This window comes from Sutcliffiella sp. NPDC057660 (assembly GCF_042800035.1).
In the GTDB taxonomy this organism is placed as follows: Bacteria; Bacillota; Bacilli; order Bacillales; family Bacillaceae_I; genus Sutcliffiella_A.
Map to the genome: position 1 here is coordinate 21,100 of NZ_JBHVHV010000025.1, position 19,167 is coordinate 40,266.

Sequence of the window (19,167 nt, forward strand, 5' to 3'; positions counted from 1 at the left end):
AAAGTTTTACAAAGCGCATCGATTATCCCCACCATACCCTCTCAAAATCTGTCCTCTTTTTGTCAAAATATTGTACTTTCGCGTACTTCCTTGAAATAGCCCTCATTTTAAGATATATTCGTAATGGATAATTAGGTAAAGTTTTCGCAAAGATTGTTGCTATTGACGAATGCAAAGTATGCACGTAAATTGACTACCATCGTGCTCTTTTCGAAGTATTAGCTCATTTACTCTTTGAATATGGCGTAGTTTATCTCTGTAAAAAATCCAAAATCCGATTTTTTACGGTTGTAAGCAACAAACTTTACGAAAAGAGCCTAGGTAAAAATGGAGGCTTGTTATGATAAATCGTTATGCCGTAATTTTAGCAGCTGGGCAAGGTACGCGGATGAAATCCAAATTATATAAAGTGTTGCATCCTGTATGTGGCAAGCCTATGGTCCAACATGTAGTGGATCATGTCTCTGCATTGAATTTTGAAAGCATCGTTACTGTGGTGGGACATGGAGCAGAAACGGTCAAGAGCCATCTAGGCAGCAGAAGTGAATATGTACTACAGGAGGAACAACTGGGTACGGCTCACGCTGTCATGCAAGCAGCACCTATTTTAAAAGATAAAAAGGGCGTAACCCTGGTTATTTGTGGCGATACTCCTCTTATAACTCCTGAAACCATGCAGGAATTGCTGGACTTGCACCAAAACACGGGTGCAAAGGCAACCATCCTGACTGCTTATGCGGAAGATCCTACCGGGTATGGTCGTATCATTCGCAACAGTGAAGGCCATGTAGGGAAAATCGTGGAGCACAAGGATGCAAGTGAAGAAGAGCGTAAAGTCACTGAAATCAATACAGGCACATACTGCTTTGATAACGAAGCGTTATTTACAGCACTAAGCAATGTTTCCAACGACAATGTACAAGGGGAATACTACCTGCCGGATGTAATTGAAATCCTGAAAGAAAAAGGGGATATCGTTTCCGCCTATCAAACATTGGACTTTGATGAAACATTGGGAGTAAATGACCGTGTCGCTCTTTCTCAAGCGGAAGCTACCATGAAAAAGCGAATCAACAAAAAGCACATGATCAACGGTGTCAGCATTATCGACCCGTCTAACACATATATCTCTGCAGATGCTGTAATCGGAAGAGATACTGTGATTTATCCTGGTACAGTCATTCATGGCGCTACCGTCATTGGAGAGGACTGTGTAGTTGGACCGAATTCAGAAATCAAGGACTGCCAAATCGGCGACCGTACGACCATCCGCCAGTCTGTCACTCATGATAGTGAGATTGGAAATGATGTGAACATCGGGCCGTTCGCACATGTTCGACCTTCCTCTAAAATCGGGAACGAAGTGAAGTTAGGTAACTTCGTGGAAGTGAAAAAAGCCTCTTTTGGAGATGGAAGCAAGGCATCTCATCTAAGCTATATCGGTGATGCAGAAGTAGGAAAAGATGTAAACCTTGGCTGTGGTTCGATTACCGTCAACTATGATGGGAAGAATAAATACTTAACGAAAATTGAGGATGGAGTGTTTGTTGGATGCAACTCCAATCTGGTTGCACCTGTAACTATCGGAACCAATGCCTATGTGGCAGCGGGATCGACCATTACAGAAGATGTACCGGGAGAAGCATTATCCATTGCCCGTGCGCGTCAAGTGAATAAAGAGAATTATGCTGAAAAGATCCATAATAAAAAATCCTAACGGAGGGTTCATGTAATCATGTCTAATAAATATGCCGACTCTAACTTAAAAATATTTACTCTGAATTCTAATACAGCCTTGGCGGAAGAAATTGCATCCAAGGTTGGGGTTCCTATCGGAAAGTGTTCCGTTTCACGCTTCAGTGACGGAGAGGTTCAAATCAATATTGAAGAAAGCATCCGCGGTTGTGATGTGTACGTGATCCAATCCACAAGTGCACCTGTAAACGAGCACATCATGGAAACGTTAATCATGATTGATGCGTTGAAACGCGCTTCAGCAAAAACGATTAACATCGTGATGCCTTATTACGGTTATGGCAGACAAGACAGAAAAGCACGAGCGCGTGAGCCCATTACGGCGAAGCTTGTAGCGAATCTCCTTGAAACTGCTGGAGCAGATCGTGTCATTACACTTGATTTACATGCACCTCAGATTCAAGGTTTCTTTGATATCCTTATTGACCATTTAATGGGTGTACCTATTTTGGCTGAGTACTTCCAAAGCAAGAATCTAGAGGACCTTGTAATCGTATCACCTGACCATGGTGGGGTAACAAGAGCGAGAAAGCTGGCAGATCGCCTGAAAGCACCTATTGCAATCATCGATAAGCGCAGACCTCGTCCGAATGTTGCGGAAGTAATGAACATTGTTGGTCATATTGAAGGAAGAACGGCTATTTTAATTGATGACATGATTGATACTGCAGGTACCATTACACTTGCAGCGAATGCCCTCATCGAAAATGGAGCGAAAGAAGTGTATGCGTGCTGTACACATCCAGTACTCTCCGGCCCGGCTATTGAACGCATCGAAAACTCCCAAATCAAAGAGTTGGTTGTGACAAACACCATCGCTTTGCCAGAGGACAAGAAAATCGGCAAGCTCACACAACTATCTGTGGCAGAGTTGATTGCAGAAGCAATTGTACGTGTTCACGAGGAGAAGTCCGTTAGTACGTTATTTGATTAATTCGAGAATGGATGTTTAACCTTCTGGAAATAGGGGAAATTGTTAGAGAGACAAGTAATATATTTTCCCAGGAAGGTGATTAGATGACTTCAGTATTACATGCAAATGAGCGTACGGAATTCAAAAAATCTTCAAGAAGAAAAACCCGTGAGGAAGGCCAGATTCCAGCGGTTGTATATGGGAACGACACGGAAAACAAATCAATAAGTGTCGATAGCAAGGATTTTATTAAAACAATCAGGGAAACCGGAAGAAACGGCATTATCGATTTGGAAATCGGTTCTGATAAACGAAAAGTAATGCTGTATGATTATCAAGTTGACCCATTAAAGAGTATGGAATTCGTTCACTTGGACTTCCATGTGGTAAACTTCAAATCCGAAATCGATGTAGATGTTACGGTACATGTTACTGGTGACGCTGCAGGAGTGAAGGATGGAGGAGTTCTGCAGCAGGTTCTCCACGAGGCTTCCGTAAAGGTTCTGCCTGGTGATGTACCGGATAGCATAGATGTGGATGTATCGAACCTGCAAGTCAATGAAACGATCACTTTTGGTGACTTGGATACTTCAGGTAAATATAAGTTCAATCATGAAGATGATGAAGTGATTGCATCGATCCTTCCTCCACGACAGGAAGAGGAAATCGACAGTGGAGAAGAGCAGGAGCCAGGTGAGCCTGAGCTTGTCGAAGGTAGAGAAAAAAATAACGATTCAGATAATGAGGCGTAACCCCCAGGGGTTGCGTCTTTTCTCTAGTGGGGACAGGTCCGTTCTCCCGCCCTTCTAGTCATTTTTGCAGAATATGTTGAAATCTTACGAAGGCAGAAATGTAATAGGGCCACGCTTGTTGTGTTAAAATAGAGATACCTAAATTATCTGGAGGCCTAAGATGAAAAGATTCTTTCGGTCCCTCTTTGTAAAAGAGGAAGAGTCAGTTGTTTCAGGAGGAGAAAAAATGAAAGTTCTTGTAGGCCTTGGAAATCCAGGCCGCCAATATGAAGAAACAAGGCATAATATCGGCTTTATGGTGATCGATGAATTAGCGGATCGCTGGAACATACCTTTGAGCCAATCCAAATTCAAGGGGATATTTGGTCAAGGTGTAGTGAATGGGGAAAAGGTGTTGCTGGTTAAACCCCTTACATATATGAACCTATCAGGTGAAACCGTTCGTCCTTTATTGGATTTTTATAAACTCGATATCGAGGATCTGGTTGTCATCTATGATGACCTGGATCTTCCTGTCGGAAAACTGAGATTGCGTCAAAAGGGAAGTGCTGGAGGGCATAATGGCATCAAGTCCTTGATTCAGCATCTCCAGACACAGAATTTTAACCGCATCCGGATGGGAATTAATCGCCCCACAAACGGTCAACCCATCTCGGATTACGTACTAGGAAGGTTCTCCCAGGAAGAACGTCCGGACATTGACTCCACCGTCAAAAAAGCTGCCGATGCATGTGAAGAAGTTCTATCCAAAGACTTTCTCCAAGTGATGAATACATTTAACCAATAGGGAAAATTTCTTTTGGCTTTAGTAATACTCGTTATTGACTTAGGATCTCCCCTGTTGATTGTAGTGCAAGGCATGAGACTCCTTGAAAATGCAAGCATTTTCTGCATGCGATGTATCGCTCCCGAAGCCGCTATGGATAAGCGAATGCCTGGAACGGAAATCAACAGGGTGTTTAAAGGGTACACTCTATTTTCAGGTAAGCATTTTACTCTTAACGAAACGAGCATTGTATAACAATGGAAGCCTCTGTTTATACTATTCCTAAAAAGGATGGGCTAGGAGGAAAACAGTGGCTATTCATTATAATTGTAGACATTGCGGACATAGAGTCGGTACGATTGAAAAAGAAAGAGTCTATACAGAACAATTGGGATTCCACCAATTAACGGATTCAGAACGTCAAGAAATGATAGCATACCAACAAAACGGTGATATACATGTTAAAACCATATGTGAGGATTGCCAGGAGGCACTGGAGCGAAATCCAGCCTGGCATGAAACAGAGAGCTTCATACAATAATAAAAACGCTTTGGTTTAATGCCAAAGCCTTTTTGCGTATACGTGTTCAGACAGAGCACTTTTACCAGGAGAGGAGGGAGTAGTGCCATGAAGGGTTTTATTCCTTATTTTACAGAAAACGATGATTTTGAATCGATATTGGTCGGGTTGAACGAAGGGCTGGAGGAACAGCTTGTTTCCGGTATTTCCAATTCTGCCAGATCCCTGTTCATCGCTTCCTTATACGAAGAAAGAAAAGCGCCGGTCTTATTGGTGACACATAATTTATACCACGCCCAAAAGGTGTATGACGATTTGAGCTCCTTTCTGCCGGAGAACGAACTGTATTTGTATCCGGTCAATGACGTCCTCGCTGCGGAGATCGGGATTGCAAGTCCGGAGCTGAAAGCGCAGAGAATTGAAGCCTTGAACCACTGGGCTACAAAGAGTAACGGAATTATCATTACCCCGATAGCGGGATTAAAAAGAATGCTTCCATCCAAGACTAAATGGCAGCAATCCCTGCTTCATATAGAAGTGAATAAGACCATACCGCTGGATAATCTGGCAGACCGCTTGGTGCGTTTCGGCTATCAAAGAGTGGGGATGGTAGCGACGCCGGGGGATTTCAGCATCCGTGGCGGTATTATCGACATCTATCCACTGACAGAAGAACTGGCAGTCCGAATCGAACTGTTTGATGATGAGGTGGAATCCATCCGCTCCTTCTCTGTTGAAGATCAACGTTCGCAAGCGCACAAGAAAAGTATTGCAATCGGCCCCGCTACAGAAATTCTTCTGACAGGGGAAGAGCTGGAAAGAGGCCGGGAGCGTCTTGGGAAAGAGCTTTCCAACTCGGTTGCCAAGGTGAAAAACGACAAGGTAAAGCAGCTGTTAATGGAAAATATCACATATGAACTAGAGCAGCTTGATAATGGCCAGGTTTTTTCAGAGCTGTATAAGTACTTGAGTTTCTTCTATGAAAAGCCAGCTAGTTTACTAGATTATGTTCCCGATAACGGGGTTGTTGTGCTGGATGAAATCAGCCGCATCCAGGAAACGGCAGAGAGCCTGGATAAAGAAGAAGCGGAATGGCTGGTTGAGCTCTTGGCTGAGGGAAAGGCAGTTCACGACCTGAAATTCTCGCATTCATTTGCCCAATTGGTTCATAGCAAAAAGCTGCCATTCATTTATTTATCCTTATTTTTAAGGCATGTCCCGCATACCCATCCGGAAAATCTGATCAATCTCTCATCCAAGTCGATGCAGCATTTCCATGGTCAAATGCATTTGTTGAAATCAGAGATAGATCGCTGGAGAAAGGCGAATTATGCGATTGTCGTCATGGCTACCGACCAGGAGCGCATGGATAAGCTGGAATCCGTCCTGGCCGATTATGATGTGGATGTCAGAAAGCTCTCAAGCGGCTCCACCTTCGCACATGGAGAGGTTCAGATCATTGAAGGGGACCTCCAGTCAGGTTTTGAGCTGCCTATGCAAAAGCTCGCTGTTCTGACAGAAGAAGAGCTGTTTAAAAAGAAGGCCAAAAAACCGAAGAACAGGCAGAAGCTCTCCAATGCAGAACGGATAAAAAACTACTCCGAATTGAATGTCGGGGATTATGTTGTTCATATCAACCACGGTATCGGAAAGTATCTAGGGATAGAAACGCTTGATATCAACGGTCTGCACAAAGACTATATTCATATCAAGTACCAAGGTTCAGACAAGCTTTATGTTCCGGTTGAACAGATAGATCAGGTGCAGAAATATGTAGGATCTGAAGGCAAGGAACCGAAAGTCTACAAGCTTGGAGGAACCGATTGGAAGAAAGTGAAATCCAAGGTGGAATCCTCTGTCCAGGATATTGCCGACGACCTGATCAAGCTGTATGCAGAACGGGAGGCAAGTGAAGGGTTTTCCTTCTCACCTGACGGGGAAATGCAGAGGGAGTTTGAAGCTACCTTCCCTTATCAGGAAACCGAGGATCAGCTTCGCTCCATTCATGAAATCAAGCTGGATATGGAACGTACACGCCCAATGGACCGTCTTTTGTGCGGGGATGTGGGGTACGGTAAAACAGAGGTGGCTATCCGAGCTGCATTCAAGGCGATCGCGGATGATAAGCAGGTTGCCATTCTTGTTCCAACGACCATTCTTGCTCAGCAGCACTATGAAACGGTCAGGGAGCGCTTCCAGGACTTCCCGATCAATATCGGGCTGTTGAGCCGTTTCCGTTCCAGAAAGCAGCAGACGGAAACCATGAAGGGCCTTGCAAACGGGACGGTCGATATTGTAATAGGAACGCATCGATTATTATCAAAAGATGTGAAATATAAAGATCTAGGTTTGCTGATCATCGATGAAGAGCAGCGATTCGGTGTGACGCATAAGGAGAAAATCAAGCAGCTGAAGGCCAATATAGATGTATTGACCCTGACGGCCACACCTATTCCGCGGACCCTTCATATGTCCATGTTGGGCGTACGAGATCTTTCCGTCATCGAGACACCGCCGGAGAACCGTTTCCCTGTACAGACCTACGTCATGGAGTATAATGGGAATCTAGTGAAGGAAGCGATTGAACGCGAACTAGCCCGCGGGGGGCAGGTATACTTTCTATACAATCGCGTCGAGGACATCGAACGGAAAGCGGATGAGATCTCGATGCTAGTACCGGATGCAAGAATAGTCTATGCCCATGGGAAGATGACGGAAAACGAGCTGGAATCTGTGATGCTTCAATTCATGGAAGGAGAAGCGGAGGTCCTGGTAAGTACCACGATCATTGAAACAGGAGTGGACATCCCGAATGTCAACACGCTCATTGTCTTTGACGCGGACAGAATGGGCCTATCACAACTTTACCAGCTCAGAGGACGGGTAGGGCGTTCCAACAGGGTGGCCTATGCCTATTTCACCTATAGAAAAGACAAAGTATTGACAGAGGTGGCAGAAAAGCGACTGCAATCCATCAAGGAGTTCACAGAGCTTGGCTCAGGCTTTAAGATTGCCATGCGGGATCTAACGATTCGTGGTGCTGGAAACCTCTTGGGGGCTCAACAGCACGGATTTATCGATTCGGTCGGCTTTGATATGTATTCACAGATGCTGAAGGATGCAATCGAGGAGCGAAAAGGAAATCCCGACAAGAAGAAACAGCGCAATATGGAAATTGATGTCGAACTCGATGCCTACATCCCTGAATCCTATATTGGGGACAGCAAGCAAAAGATTGATATGTATAAGCGCTTCCGTGGCATAGAGACGCCGGAGGACCTAAAAGAACTGCAGGAAGAAATGAAGGATCGGTTCGGAGAGTATCCGAAAGAAGTGGACTATCTTTTCCGCGTATCAGAAATGAAAGTATATGGCTTGAAGGAAAAAGTGGATTCCATCAAGCAGACGAAGCAGGAATTGGTGCTGTTGATTTCAGAAGAGGCGAGCAATAAAATTGACGGACAGAAGCTTTTCTTGCTAGGAAATGAATTTGGACGAATGGTCAGCCTCGGGATGGAAGGCAAACGATTGAAGGTCGTGATTCAAACAAAGCGTACGGAACCAGATGAGTGGATCCAGGTTGCGATTTCTATGATAAAAGGACTAGAGAATGTGAAAAAAGAAAGTGTAAATGCATCGTAAAAGGTTTAAGTATGTGAAATCTTGTCTATATAAATACTGGGGGATTTTACAAACTAAAAAAAACTTTTCCAACATGTATATAACTCACGGTGTGAAGGATACTAATTTCAACAAATGGTGAATTCTTCAAAAGCAGGACAACTTGATCAATTCCACCAATTTAACTCATCTCTTTTTATCATCGGATGAAGGAGGCAACCTAAGAAATGAAAGCAACTGGTATTGTACGTCGTATTGATGACCTAGGTCGAGTTGTAATTCCAAAAGAAATCAGAAGAACGTTACGTATTCGTGAAGGTGACCCGTTGGAGATTTTTGTCGACCGGGATGGAGAAGTAATTCTGAAGAAGTACTCTCCTATCTCAGAGCTTGGCGATTTCGCAAGAGAATATGCGGAAGCTCTGTATGATAGTTTAGGACATCCTGTATTAATCTGTGACCGTGATACGTTTATTGCAGTAGCTGGCGGATCCAAGAAGGAGTATCTCAATAAGAGTGTCAGCGATGTAGTGGAGAAATCCATGGAAGATCGCAATTCCGTATTGAAAACTGATGAGCAGCAGCTTGCAATTGTAGATGGTCATGTAGAATCCCTCGCGTCCTATACCATCGGACCGATCGTAGCGAACGGCGATCCAATTGGTGCAGTAGTAATCATGTCCAAAGACAAGTCACTCGGAGAAGTGGAACAAAAGGCTGTGGAAACGGCTGCAGGCTTCTTGGCAAGGCAGATGGAGCAATAATATCGTAATAGGAAGCAGCAGAGGCGTTCTGCTGCTTTTTTTGTTTTTTTACGGTCTCAAAGTAGCGGAATGAGACCGTGATAAAGAGCAAAAGAGGAAATGGTGGTCTCAAAGTAGCGGAATGAGACCGTGATAAAGAGCAAAAGAGGAAATGGTGGTCTCAAAGCAGCGGAATGAGACCGTGATAAAGAGCAAAAGAGGAAATGGTGGTCTCAAAGCAGCGGAATGAGACCACGAAAAAGAAAAAAAGAGGAAATGGCGGCCTCAAAGCAGCGGAATGAGACCGCGATAAAGAGCAAAAGAGAAAATGGCGGCCTCAAAGCAGCGGAATGAGACCGCCAAAAAGAGAAAACTAGTGTGATGTTTAAACGAGGTGTCCAGCTCCAGTTCCTCCCCCTCGAGGTCATAAGTCATTTTTCTACGAAGGTTAAATTGCAACCATCTTAGAACACCGTCTTATGCTAATTCGGGGGTGACCAAGGCGCTTATGCTTTTCTTATGGTACAATAATACAATTGTGACATTAGGTTGAAAGCGGGTATTTTCATGAAACATCAGTCAGACCACCATCTCGAAGCAATATGGAAAGGTGCCATGATATTAACGGTTGCGGGCATACTGGTAAAAGTGCTGAGTGCCGCATACAGGGTCCCTTTCCAGAATATTGTGGGAGATGTCGGTTTTTATATCTATCAACAGGTCTATCCGTTCTACGGAGTAGCCATCATTCTATCTACATATGGGTTCCCGGTGGTCATCTCGAAGCTGATAGCAGAACATCCGGAAGTGAACAAAACGGAAGCTGCCAGGAAAATCGGGACCATCTCCTTTGCTTTTCTCCTTCTCTTAGGGGGGCTTCTATTTTCGTGCCTTTATTTAGGAGCCGATGCACTGGCCGGAATGATGGGAGATTCAAAGCTTTCGCAGTTAGTCCGGATTGTCGCTTTCTCCTTTCTGCTCATGCCGTTTCTATCTGTTGGAAGAGGGATATTCCAGGGCAGTGGCGAAATGACACCGACCGCAGCTTCCCAGGTAGGTGAACAGCTTATACGGGTTTGTACTATTCTTGTTCTTGCATACTATCTTGTAGAGCACGGTCATTCTTTATACGAAGTAGGCGCAGGTGCCATGGTTGGTTCCGTCGGAGGCGGCCTTGCGGCTGTAGCCGTCCTTTTTCTTTTTTATCATCGGTATCAAGCAAAAGCTAAGCGACAAAAGAAACCTGGTGTGTATTTCTCCACCAGGAGCATAGTCAGGGTACTTATGCTGCAGGGCTTTACGATCTGTATCAGTAGTCTATTGCTCGTCCTCTTTCAAATGGTGGACTCTTTTTCCGTTTATGCGTATCTAGTCAAAAGCGGCACTTCTCCTGATGAGGCTAAGCTTCTCAAAGGTTTATATGACCGGGGGCAGCCCTTGATTCAACTCGGGACGGTGGTGGCAACGGCGTTCTCTTTATCGCTGGTTCCTTACATAACTCGGGCGAAGGCACAAGGCTCCTTCAGGGAAATGAAAGACAAGATCATGATATCGATTCGCGTAAGCTTTGCAATCGGCGCTGCAGCCTCAGTCGGTTTGGCATGGCTGATCAAGCCGGTCAACACGATGCTGTTTTCTAATGGAAATGGATCTGGTGTATTATTGGTATTAGGATTATCCATTCTATTCTGCAGTATCGCGCTTACGGCATCAGCAATCCTGCAAGGTCTTGGACATGCCTATCTGCCTGCCTTTTATGTTCTTGCAGGAGTGTTGGGGAAAATAGTGCTGAATTTCGCGTTCATTCCAGGATCCCAGACATCTGGTGCAGCATTCAGTACGCTTTTGGCAAGTAGTGTGGTAGCTGTCGGCCTCTTGTTTGAAATAAAAAGAAAGACAGGCATAACCATATTGGAGAAAGCATACATATACCCGCTTCTCGTGAGTATCGGACTTATGTCAGCTGCACTCGCCGTTCTCTTGGAGGGAAGTCATGGGTTAGTGGGATCGAGCCGGCTTTTGGCTTCTGCACAGAGCTTGGTCGGAGTGATGCTTGGTGGTATCGTGTTCCTGTTTGTTTTAATAAAAAATAATTATTTTACAAAAACGGAGCTTTCCTTCCTGCCTTTGGGAAGCAAGTTATCCAAACTAATCAAATAGAGTTGGTGAAAAAATGGCAAAGATAACTGTACTAGGTTTGGGGGCGGGTGATCTCGAACAGCTGCCGATGGGAGTTTATAAGAGGCTGCTTTCCTGTAATCACCTGTACCTGCGAACGAAAGAACATCCAGTCATCCAGGAACTTGAAAAGGAAAACATATCTTACACATCCTTTGATAGCATCTATGAAAAGCATGATTCCTTTGAGAGCGTGTATGAAGAGATTACAAGGATACTTGTGGAAGCAAGCAAAGGAAAGGAAATAGTCTATGCAGTTCCTGGCCATCCGCTCGTAGCAGAGAGAACCGTTCAACTTTTGCTGGATAAGGCTAATAAAAATGAGCTGGCACTCGATATAAAAGGTGGACAAAGTTTTCTTGACCCGATGTTTACAGCAGTGGGCTTGGATCCGATAGAAGGCTTTCAGTTCCATGATGCTACCTCACTTGTCAAAGAGACGATTGTTCCAACGCAGCATATGATTTTCTGTCAGGTTTATGATGCGTTCATTGCTTCAGAGGTGAAACTGACTTTGATGGATATTCTGCCTGATGATTACCCTGTTACCATTGTGACGGCAGCGGGATCCTCTCAGGAAAAAATAACAGAAGTTCCTTTATATGAATTAGATCGTGCAGCGGAAATCAACAATCTCACAAGCGTATATGTGCCGCCTGTAAAAGAGGATGAGCTCTTGTACAAGCAATTTGCCCACTTCCGCCAAACCATCGCGATTCTAAGGGGACCGAATGGCTGCCCGTGGGATCAGAAGCAGACGCACGAATCCCTGAAAAAATACCTGATTGAAGAAGCGTATGAATTGATAGACGCCATTGATGAAGGGGATATTGATGGGATCATGGAGGAGCTAGGGGATGTATTGCTCCAGGTGATGCTGCATGCGCAAATCGGGGAAGACGAAGGCTACTTCAGCATAGAGGATGTCATAGAGGGCGTAAATGAAAAGATGATCCGCAGGCATCCCCATGTGTTCGGTGATATAAATGTCGAGGATGCAGATGAAGTGGTGAGCAACTGGGAGCAGATCAAAAAGGCCGAAAAAGGGGAAAGAGCGGAGCAATCCATTCTTGATGCTGTGGCAAAAGGACTGCCGAATTTGACGAAGGCCTATCAATACCAGAAAAAAGCTGCAAAGGTAGGGTTTGATTGGGATGATGTCGCCCCGATGTGGGAGAAGGTATCAGAGGAAATCCAGGAGCTGAAGGAAGAAATCGCAAAGGACGGCAACGCGGAGAAAGTCGAAGCGGAGTTCGGCGATATCCTGTTCGCTCTGGTGAATATAGCAAGATTCTATAAGGTAGATCCGGAAGAAGCGGTTTCCGCCACCAACCGGAAATTCTATCGCAGGTTTACTTTTATTGAAAAAAAGGTAAAAGAGTTAGGGCTGGAATTCGAAGCCTTATCGTTGGAACAGCTGGATGAAATCTGGAATGAAGCGAAGAAGTTGGGTTTATAAAGCCAACCTGTATATAAAGTGTCATTGTTAAACACCCTGTTGATCTCCGTTCCAGGCGTTCGCTTTCCGCGGGCGGCCTCGGGAGCCTCCTCGGCGCTATTGCGCCTGGGGTCTCCCTTGACACGCTGCTCCCGCAGGAGTCTCACGCCTTGCACTCCAATCAACAGGGGAAACCTAAGTAAATAATGAGCAGTACTAAAAGCCAAGAAAAATCAGGCTTTAATAATTTTCCTTTTCACCTTATCGCGGTATTGGAAGGCTCTTGCTTTTAGAGAATTTTATTAACCACTTGAGTTGATTGTTGGCGGATATTCTTGACTCCTGCGGGAACTTAGAGGGAAGTGGGAGACCCCACAGGCGAAGCCGAGGAGGCTCCCACCCTCCCCGGCGAATCTTGTGTCTCTCGCTGCAATCAACGGGCAAAATTAGTAGTGTAAATTCTATCAAAGAGTAACTGAGCATCCGAAAACTGTCTTTCCTTAGGTGATATATAAAGGAACCTATAATAGGAGGAAACAGATATGCGTTTAGATAAATTTTTGAAAGTGTCCCGGATCATCAAGCGCCGTACGCTGGCAAAGGAAGTGGCGGAACAGGGACGTATTTCCATCAATGGAATTCAGGCGAAAGCGAGCAGCAATGTAAAAGCAGGTGACGAGCTGACAATCCATTTCGGACAGAAAATCGTGACAGCATCTGTCGACCACGTCCAGGAAACAGCGAAAAAAGAAGAAGCGACAATGATGTATACGATTGTCAAAGAAGAGAGAGTCGCACAAAGCGAGGAGTAGAACGGGTAGGCTTGTTCTAAAAAAGAATCCCTTTCATATACATGTACTATCTTCAAGTAATGGATAGGTGAGGGATGAAAATGAACCAATACTATGAATCAAATCAGGCGAATAAACAGACTGTCCAGGAACAGGACATCGTGATGAGAAGCAGAAGGCTGCTTGATATCACAGGGGTGAAACAAGTGGAAAGCTTCGATAACGAAGAGTTTCTGCTTGAAACCGTCATGGGCTTTCTCTCCGTAAGGGGTCAAAACCTGCAGATGAAGAACCTGGATGTGGAAAAAGGGGTAGTCTCCATCAAAGGCAAGATCATGGAGATTATTTACCTCGACGACCAACAAGGAGAGAAAGCTAAAGGATTCTTTAGTAAGTTGTTCAAATGAGCCTGACCACTCAACTTTACACCATGCTTGCCATGATCGGCGTAGGCACGTATCTTGGAGCGGCAATTGATACGTATGGAAGGTTCATGAAAAGAGACAAAAGAGCGAGATGGATCGTGTTTCTGCACGACCTTCTCTTTTGGCTCTTGCAGGGTCTTGTTACATTCTATGTTTTGCTCCTGGTAAACGAAGGGGAGATCCGCTTCTATATTCTCATCGCACTTGTTTGTGGATATGCAGCGTATCAAAGCCTGTTTCGCTATTTGTATTTAAGTTTACTAGAGTCATTGATCAGACTATCCATCAGCGTATACCGCTTTATGGGGAAATTGGTGAAGATGCTGATTGTGAAACCCATTCAATTATTGGTACAAGCTATCATATTTATTTTAGTGGGACTCTTTAGAGCAGTTTATTCTCTGGGGCGCTTTTTGCTTCTTTTGGTCTGGAAAATAATCAAACTTTGTACTCTACCATTCAAATGGCTCGGTATGCTAGGATGGAAACTGATTCCGAAAGCCTGGAAAAAATATTTACAAAGTCTTTTCAAGAAATTTGCAGGATTTTGCTCACTAGTAAAGAATAGGAAACATAGTATAATGAATAGAGTAAGGAATTTCTGGAAAAAGCGCTAGGAGAGGAATGATAAGATGAGCGCGGCAAGAAACGAAAAAGTAGCAAAAATCCATTCAGACTATTCAGATGCCAAACAAGAACAGCATATAAAACAGCAAAAAAAACGCCGTGGACTTTATCGCCGTTTGTCATTATTCTTTTTGGTCGTGGTAATTTTTGGGATTCTCATGGGTAAAACCCTCCTGGAGCAGCGGGCTATTTTGCAGGAAAAACAAGATAGAAAAGAAGCGGTGGAACAGGAGCTGGTTCAGTTACAAAAAGAACAGCAGCGTTTGGAAGAAGAGATTGTGAAGCTGAACGATGATGAATATATTGCGAAGATCGCACGTAGAGATTATTTCATGTCAGAGGATGGGGAAATCATCTTTAATTTACCAGAGGATTCCTCATCTGATTAGTCGTTGTATTGACACCTCAATTGCTCTAGGTATAATGGTAGGTAAAGTGATTTATTTTTTATGATTTTAAGGAGGAGCATTTTTTTTATGTCAATCGAAGTAGGCAGCAAGTTACAGGGTAAGGTAACAGGAATAACTAATTTTGGCGCGTTTGTCGAGTTGCCAGGAGGAACAACAGGTCTAGTTCACATCAGTGAGGTTGCAGACAACTATGTGAAGGATATCAATGACCATTTAAAAGTTGGCGACGAAGTGCAAGTGAAGGTCATCAATGTGGAGAAGGACGGAAAAATCGGCTTATCCATCAAGAAGGCAAGCGATACTTACCGTGAGCCTCAGCCACGTTCTGCTCAACCAACGCAACGCCCAAATAACCAAAACCGTCCTAACCAAGGACGTCCACCAAGAAAAAGAGAAGAATTCCGTCCAAAGGAAAACTTCGAGCAAAAAATGGCAAGGTTCTTAAAGGATAGCGAAGATCGTTTGACATCCCTGAAACGTAGCACGGAATCAAAACGTGGAGGTCGTGGAGCGAAAAGGGGCTAACTTGCTGCTGAACATCACACATATAAAAACGTACATGTAACGTTATGAAGCACGCCCATGAAAATGGGGCGTGCTTTTTGTATTTATTGCGGATTTTAAAAAAGCTCTTTTAGTAAAGAATATTGCTTTAAGAATAGGGCTGGGCTAAAGATGAGATGTCTACATTAAACACCCTGATGGTTTCCGTTCCAGGCGTTCGCTTTCCGCGGGCGGCCTCGGGAGCCTCCTCGGCGCTAAAGCGCCTGCGGGGTCTCCCTTGACACGCTGCTCCCGCAGGAGTCTAAGCCTTACACTCCAACCATCAGGGGTGACTCATAGTAATAAATTTGTCTTACTATCTTCCTAAAGGCAAGAAATTTGCATTATATCTTTATATTCGTATCAGTATCGAATTAAATTTGTTTTAAAGGCTCATTCATAGAGCAAATATTATTTAAACCGTGAGTTGATTGTAGCGGAGGACACTTGACTCCTGCGGGAAAGTAGAGGGCATGGGAGACCCCACAGGCGAAGCCGAGGAGGCTCCCATCCGTCCCCGCGGAAAGCAAGTGTCCGGAGTGGAAATCAACGGGCTACATTTGATGTGTACATTTATCAGATTAGCAAAATAAATAACCCCAAAATTAAATAACAAAAAAGCTGCCTCCGATTAGTAGAAACTAATCGGAAACAGCTAAATTGTATGACCCATACGGGATTCGAACCCGTGTTACCGCCGTGAAAGGGCGGTGTCTTAACCGCTTGACCAATGGGCCTTATTAAATTGGTAGCGGCGGAGGGAGTCGAACCCACGACCTCACGGGTATGAACCGTACGCTCTAGCCAGCTGAGCTACACCGCCAAAATAATAAGTTGTCATATGCGTGCGTATTAGGCACAAAAAATATATTACTAAGATATTAAATATATGTCAATACATTTTAAAAATGTAAGAATAATTAGAACATTATCCATGGTAATGTGTAGTGAAATTACAAAAACTGATGGACGGGAATAGCAAATGCGATGATTTCCTGACAGCTTTTCCCCCATTTCCTTGGATTACGTCGAACGTTTTTTGTGAACGCCACTGCTCGTTTGACAAAACTTTTCGTTTTTCCTTTGTATAATGACCTCAATGAACCGAAACGGGAGTGGATATGATGGAGAGGATAGAAGGGAATATGGGGGAGCCAGTTTCTAATGTTCATCTAGGGAAGCTTAAAAAGGGACTGATAAGAAATATTCAAAATGCCAGGAGCAGGATAACATCCATTCTTTTTCACCAGGGATTCCTGTTGGTCTTCATCGGCTTTCTTTTAGGACGAGCCCTGATCCTTGGAGAAGTGACGCCGTTCGCACTGCCATTTTTTGCGGCAGTTTATTTTATGAAAAAGAAACGAGCAGGCTTGACCTTGATAGCGCTGTTGGTCGGCTCCAGTACGGTATCGCTTATGACGGCTGCCTATGTGTTCGGAGGGATGATTCTTTTCGTGCTCCTGTTCAGGTGGATGCTGGCATTGAAGTTCGAAGCGCTGAAAGCTTTGCCGTTCCTGGTGTTCCTATCGGCATTCCTTTCTAAGTCGGCCATGCTATATTTTACAACCGGGATCGTTGCCTATGACTGGATGATGATTGGGGTGGAAGCGGGGCTTGGCTTTATCCTGACGCTTATCTTCTTTCAAAGTATCCCGCTGATCATGATGAGAAAAAAGCGACAGGCATTTAAGACCGAAGAAATTATTTGCCTCATAATCCTATTGGCCTCCGTACTGACAGGAACAATCGGCTGGACCATGTATGACATGGCCATTGAACATATATTATCAAGATACCTCGTACTGATCTTCGCGTTTGTCGCCGGTGCTACGATCGGATCGACGGTCGGTGTGGTCACAGGCTTGATTCTGAGCCTTGCTACCGTCTCGAATTTATACCAAATGAGCCTGCTTGCTTTTGCGGGGCTTTTGGGAGGGCTGCTGAGGGAAGGGAATAAACTCGGTGTATCCGTGGGGCTGCTCCTTGGAACACTTTTGATTGGTATTTATGGCGAGGGAACAAATATGCTGATGCCGACAATCCTTGAATCGATGACGGCAGTGGTGCTCTTTTTACTTACCCCGCAGAAAGCCATTTCCAATCTGGCTAAATTTATCCCGGGCACCGCAGAATACAATGCCGAACAGCAGCAATATCTAAGGAAAATACGGGATGTGACCGCCAACAGGGTCGAGCAGTTCTCACATGTATTCCAGGCGCTGTCGAGCAGCTTTTCCAAGTTTCAGTTTGAACAGCCGGATTCCGAGCAGGAAGTGGATCTATTCTTGAGCAATGTGACGGAAAAAACATGTCAAAACTGCTTCAAGAAGGACCAGTGCTGGACGCAGAATTTTCATAAAACCTATGAATATATGACGAAATTGATGGAGGACACCGAGGAGGGAACCATTAGTTTAAACGTCAAACTACAAAAGGAGTGGGATCGCCATTGTGTAAAATCAGAAAAAGTGAAGACTGTCATCAAGAACGAGTTAACCCAGTTCCACGCGAGTGAAAAGCTGAAAAAACAATTAATGGAGAGTAGGAGGTTGGTAGCCGATCAATTATTGGGAGTTTCGCAGGTTATGGAAGATTTCGCAAAAGAAATCCAACGAGAGCGAGAGAATCATTATCTTCAGGAAGACCAAATACTAGAAGCGCTGCAAGCGTTCGGTATCCAAATCGAACAAGTGGAGATTTACAGTGTCGAGCAGGGGAATGTCGATATTGAAATGACCGTTCCTTATTGCCAGGGAAGAGGCGAATGTGAAAAGCTCATTGCTCCGATGCTTTCAGATATATTGAATGAAAACATTATGGTGAAAAAAGAAGAGTGTAATGCAGACAACAATGGATACTGCTATGTATCATTTGGCTCTGCGAAAGCATTTACGGTAGATACAGGTGTGGCCCATGCGGCAAAAGGGGGAGGGCTTATATCGGGAGATAGTTTTTCCACTATAGAGTTGGGGCATGGAAAATTCGCCATCGCCATTAGTGATGGTATGGGAAATGGGGAGCGTGCACATTATGAGAGCAAAGAAACCTTAAAACTTTTACAGGAAATTCTGCAATCAGGTATAAAAGAGAAGGTCGCGATAAAATCGGTGAATTCCGTTCTATCGTTGCGGACCACCGATGAGATATTTACGACGCTTGATCTGGCAATGATCGATCTCCAGGATGCTTCTGCAAAGTTCCTGAAGGTCGGATCGACGCCAAGCTTTGTCAAAAGGGGGGACCGTGTACTAAAAATAGAAGCCAGTAACCTACCGATGGGAATTATTCAGGAGTTCGATGTGGATGTCGTCAGCGAACAGCTTAAGGCGGGAGACTTGCTCATTATGATGAGTGACGGAATCTTTGAGGGTCCTAAGCATGTAGAGAACTATGATTTATGGATGAAACGGAAGGTGTCGGAGATTCAAACGGACGATCCGCAGGAAGTGGCAGATATCATCATGGAGGAGGTTATCAGAACCCGCTCAGGGCAGATACAGGATGACATGACCGTTGTGGTGGCAAAAATAGAGAGGAACATTCCGAAATGGGCAGCGATTCCTGCCTATCATTATCTATCAAAAAATCAAACGATGAAGGAGGCGTTGTGAAAATCAAGGTATAAATCCTAGTGATTTCGTCCATGATGGCTAATGTAAATTATACGCATTAGGAGGGGACGAAA

At 44.4% G+C, this 19,167-nt stretch carries 16 protein-coding genes and 2 tRNA genes; 16 read left to right on the plus strand and 2 right to left on the minus strand.

All coding sequences use genetic code 11. The annotated features are described in order from the left end of the window. Positions 1-340 precede the first annotated feature (340 nt). The 15 genes from glmU (at position 341) to ACFVAD_RS22515 (ending at position 15,464) form a co-directional block, all read left to right on the plus strand. The gene (gene glmU / locus ACFVAD_RS22445) at positions 341-1,717 is read left to right on the plus strand and encodes a bifunctional UDP-N-acetylglucosamine diphosphorylase/glucosamine-1-phosphate N-acetyltransferase GlmU (protein ID WP_386645596.1); all 1,377 of its coding nucleotides are present in this window, start codon (positions 341-343) and stop codon (positions 1,715-1,717) included. A gap of 18 nt (positions 1,718-1,735) precedes the next feature. After that, on the plus strand, positions 1,736-2,689 hold the full coding sequence (locus ACFVAD_RS22450) for a ribose-phosphate diphosphokinase (RefSeq protein WP_386645599.1): 954 nt from the start codon (positions 1,736-1,738) through the stop codon (positions 2,687-2,689). Positions 2,690-2,772: 83 nt separating this feature from the next. After that, complete coding sequence (locus tag ACFVAD_RS22455; RefSeq protein ID WP_386645601.1) at positions 2,773-3,420, plus strand: 50S ribosomal protein L25/general stress protein Ctc; 648 nt, start codon at positions 2,773-2,775, stop codon at positions 3,418-3,420. 226 nt (positions 3,421-3,646) lie between these two features. Next, on the plus strand, positions 3,647-4,207 hold the full coding sequence (gene pth, locus ACFVAD_RS22460; protein ID WP_386645604.1) for an aminoacyl-tRNA hydrolase: 561 nt from the start codon (positions 3,647-3,649) through the stop codon (positions 4,205-4,207). Between the two features lie 12 nt (positions 4,208-4,219). Then, the gene (locus tag ACFVAD_RS22465; RefSeq protein WP_386645607.1) at positions 4,220-4,441 is read left to right on the plus strand and encodes a hypothetical protein; all 222 of its coding nucleotides are present in this window, start codon (positions 4,220-4,222) and stop codon (positions 4,439-4,441) included. 55 nt (positions 4,442-4,496) lie between these two features. Then, positions 4,497-4,727, plus strand: a complete 231-nt coding sequence (fin, locus tag ACFVAD_RS22470) for an anti-sigma-F factor Fin (protein ID WP_386645609.1) — start codon at positions 4,497-4,499, stop codon at positions 4,725-4,727. Positions 4,728-4,814: 87 nt separating this feature from the next. Continuing rightward, a complete protein-coding gene (gene mfd / locus ACFVAD_RS22475; RefSeq protein ID WP_386645612.1) occupies positions 4,815-8,348 on the plus strand; it encodes a transcription-repair coupling factor in 3,534 nt (1,177 codons plus the stop codon). Between the two features lie 206 nt (positions 8,349-8,554). After that, a complete protein-coding gene (gene spoVT / locus ACFVAD_RS22480) occupies positions 8,555-9,091 on the plus strand; it encodes a stage V sporulation protein T (protein WP_386645615.1) in 537 nt (178 codons plus the stop codon). A gap of 546 nt (positions 9,092-9,637) precedes the next feature. Beyond that, positions 9,638-11,230: a putative polysaccharide biosynthesis protein gene (locus ACFVAD_RS22485; protein ID WP_386645618.1), complete on the plus strand. Its 1,593-nt coding sequence runs from the start codon at positions 9,638-9,640 to the stop codon at positions 11,228-11,230. A 13-nt stretch (positions 11,231-11,243) separates the two neighbouring features. Continuing rightward, on the plus strand, positions 11,244-12,707 hold the full coding sequence (gene yabN, locus ACFVAD_RS22490; protein WP_386645620.1) for a bifunctional methyltransferase/pyrophosphohydrolase YabN: 1,464 nt from the start codon (positions 11,244-11,246) through the stop codon (positions 12,705-12,707). Between the two features lie 521 nt (positions 12,708-13,228). Beyond that, positions 13,229-13,498 carry an RNA-binding S4 domain-containing protein gene (locus tag ACFVAD_RS22495; protein ID WP_386645622.1) on the plus strand — a complete coding sequence of 90 codons (270 nt, stop codon included), beginning with the start codon at positions 13,229-13,231 and terminating at the stop codon, positions 13,496-13,498. An 80-nt stretch (positions 13,499-13,578) separates the two neighbouring features. Further along, the gene (gene yabP, locus ACFVAD_RS22500; protein ID WP_204419935.1) at positions 13,579-13,884 is read left to right on the plus strand and encodes a sporulation protein YabP; all 306 of its coding nucleotides are present in this window, start codon (positions 13,579-13,581) and stop codon (positions 13,882-13,884) included. Further along, a complete protein-coding gene (yabQ, locus tag ACFVAD_RS22505) occupies positions 13,881-14,519 on the plus strand; it encodes a spore cortex biosynthesis protein YabQ (protein WP_386645625.1) in 639 nt (212 codons plus the stop codon). Before yabP ends, yabQ begins: the two co-directional genes overlap by 4 nt. Positions 14,520-14,534: 15 nt before the next feature. After that, entirely contained in the window at positions 14,535-14,918 is a 384-nt protein-coding gene (locus ACFVAD_RS22510) for an FtsB family cell division protein (protein ID WP_386645628.1), read from the plus strand. An 87-nt stretch (positions 14,919-15,005) separates the two neighbouring features. Next, entirely contained in the window at positions 15,006-15,464 is a 459-nt protein-coding gene (locus tag ACFVAD_RS22515) for a S1 domain-containing RNA-binding protein (protein WP_386645631.1), read from the plus strand. Positions 15,465-16,147: 683 nt separating this feature from the next. Here ACFVAD_RS22515 and ACFVAD_RS22520 read toward each other — a convergent pair. Next, a tRNA-Glu gene (locus ACFVAD_RS22520) sits at positions 16,148-16,219 on the minus strand. A 9-nt stretch (positions 16,220-16,228) separates the two neighbouring features. Beyond that, positions 16,229-16,305: transfer RNA gene (locus ACFVAD_RS22525), tRNA-Met, on the minus strand. Between the two features lie 301 nt (positions 16,306-16,606). Between ACFVAD_RS22525 and spoIIE the strand changes: the two genes are divergently transcribed. Beyond that, the gene (gene spoIIE / locus ACFVAD_RS22530) at positions 16,607-19,093 is read left to right on the plus strand and encodes a stage II sporulation protein E (protein WP_386645692.1); all 2,487 of its coding nucleotides are present in this window, start codon (positions 16,607-16,609) and stop codon (positions 19,091-19,093) included. The last annotated feature ends 74 nt before the right edge of the window (positions 19,094-19,167 follow it).

Excerpts from the sequence above, each read along its gene's own strand:
- spoVT (WP_386645615.1), top strand. The coding sequence starts at position 8,555 with ATGAAAGCAACTGGTATTGTACGTCGTATTGATGACCTAGGTCGAGTT.
- yabN (WP_386645620.1), top strand. The coding sequence starts at position 11,244 with ATGGCAAAGATAACTGTACTAGGTTTGGGGGCGGGTGATCTCGAACAG.
- yabP (WP_204419935.1), top strand. The coding sequence starts at position 13,579 with ATGAACCAATACTATGAATCAAATCAGGCGAATAAACAGACTGTCCAG.
- ACFVAD_RS22485 (WP_386645618.1), top strand. The coding sequence starts at position 9,638 with ATGAAACATCAGTCAGACCACCATCTCGAAGCAATATGGAAAGGTGCC.
- ACFVAD_RS22495 (WP_386645622.1), top strand. The coding sequence starts at position 13,229 with ATGCGTTTAGATAAATTTTTGAAAGTGTCCCGGATCATCAAGCGCCGT.
- yabQ (WP_386645625.1), top strand. The coding sequence starts at position 13,881 with ATGAGCCTGACCACTCAACTTTACACCATGCTTGCCATGATCGGCGTA.
- ACFVAD_RS22450 (WP_386645599.1), top strand. The coding sequence starts at position 1,736 with ATGTCTAATAAATATGCCGACTCTAACTTAAAAATATTTACTCTGAAT.
- ACFVAD_RS22515 (WP_386645631.1), top strand. The coding sequence starts at position 15,006 with ATGTCAATCGAAGTAGGCAGCAAGTTACAGGGTAAGGTAACAGGAATA.
- glmU (WP_386645596.1), top strand. The coding sequence starts at position 341 with ATGATAAATCGTTATGCCGTAATTTTAGCAGCTGGGCAAGGTACGCGG.
- spoIIE (WP_386645692.1), top strand. The coding sequence starts at position 16,607 with ATGGAGAGGATAGAAGGGAATATGGGGGAGCCAGTTTCTAATGTTCAT.
- ACFVAD_RS22455 (WP_386645601.1), top strand. The coding sequence starts at position 2,773 with ATGACTTCAGTATTACATGCAAATGAGCGTACGGAATTCAAAAAATCT.
- pth (WP_386645604.1), top strand. The coding sequence starts at position 3,647 with ATGAAAGTTCTTGTAGGCCTTGGAAATCCAGGCCGCCAATATGAAGAA.
- mfd (WP_386645612.1), top strand. The coding sequence starts at position 4,815 with ATGAAGGGTTTTATTCCTTATTTTACAGAAAACGATGATTTTGAATCG.
- ACFVAD_RS22510 (WP_386645628.1), top strand. The coding sequence starts at position 14,535 with ATGAGCGCGGCAAGAAACGAAAAAGTAGCAAAAATCCATTCAGACTAT.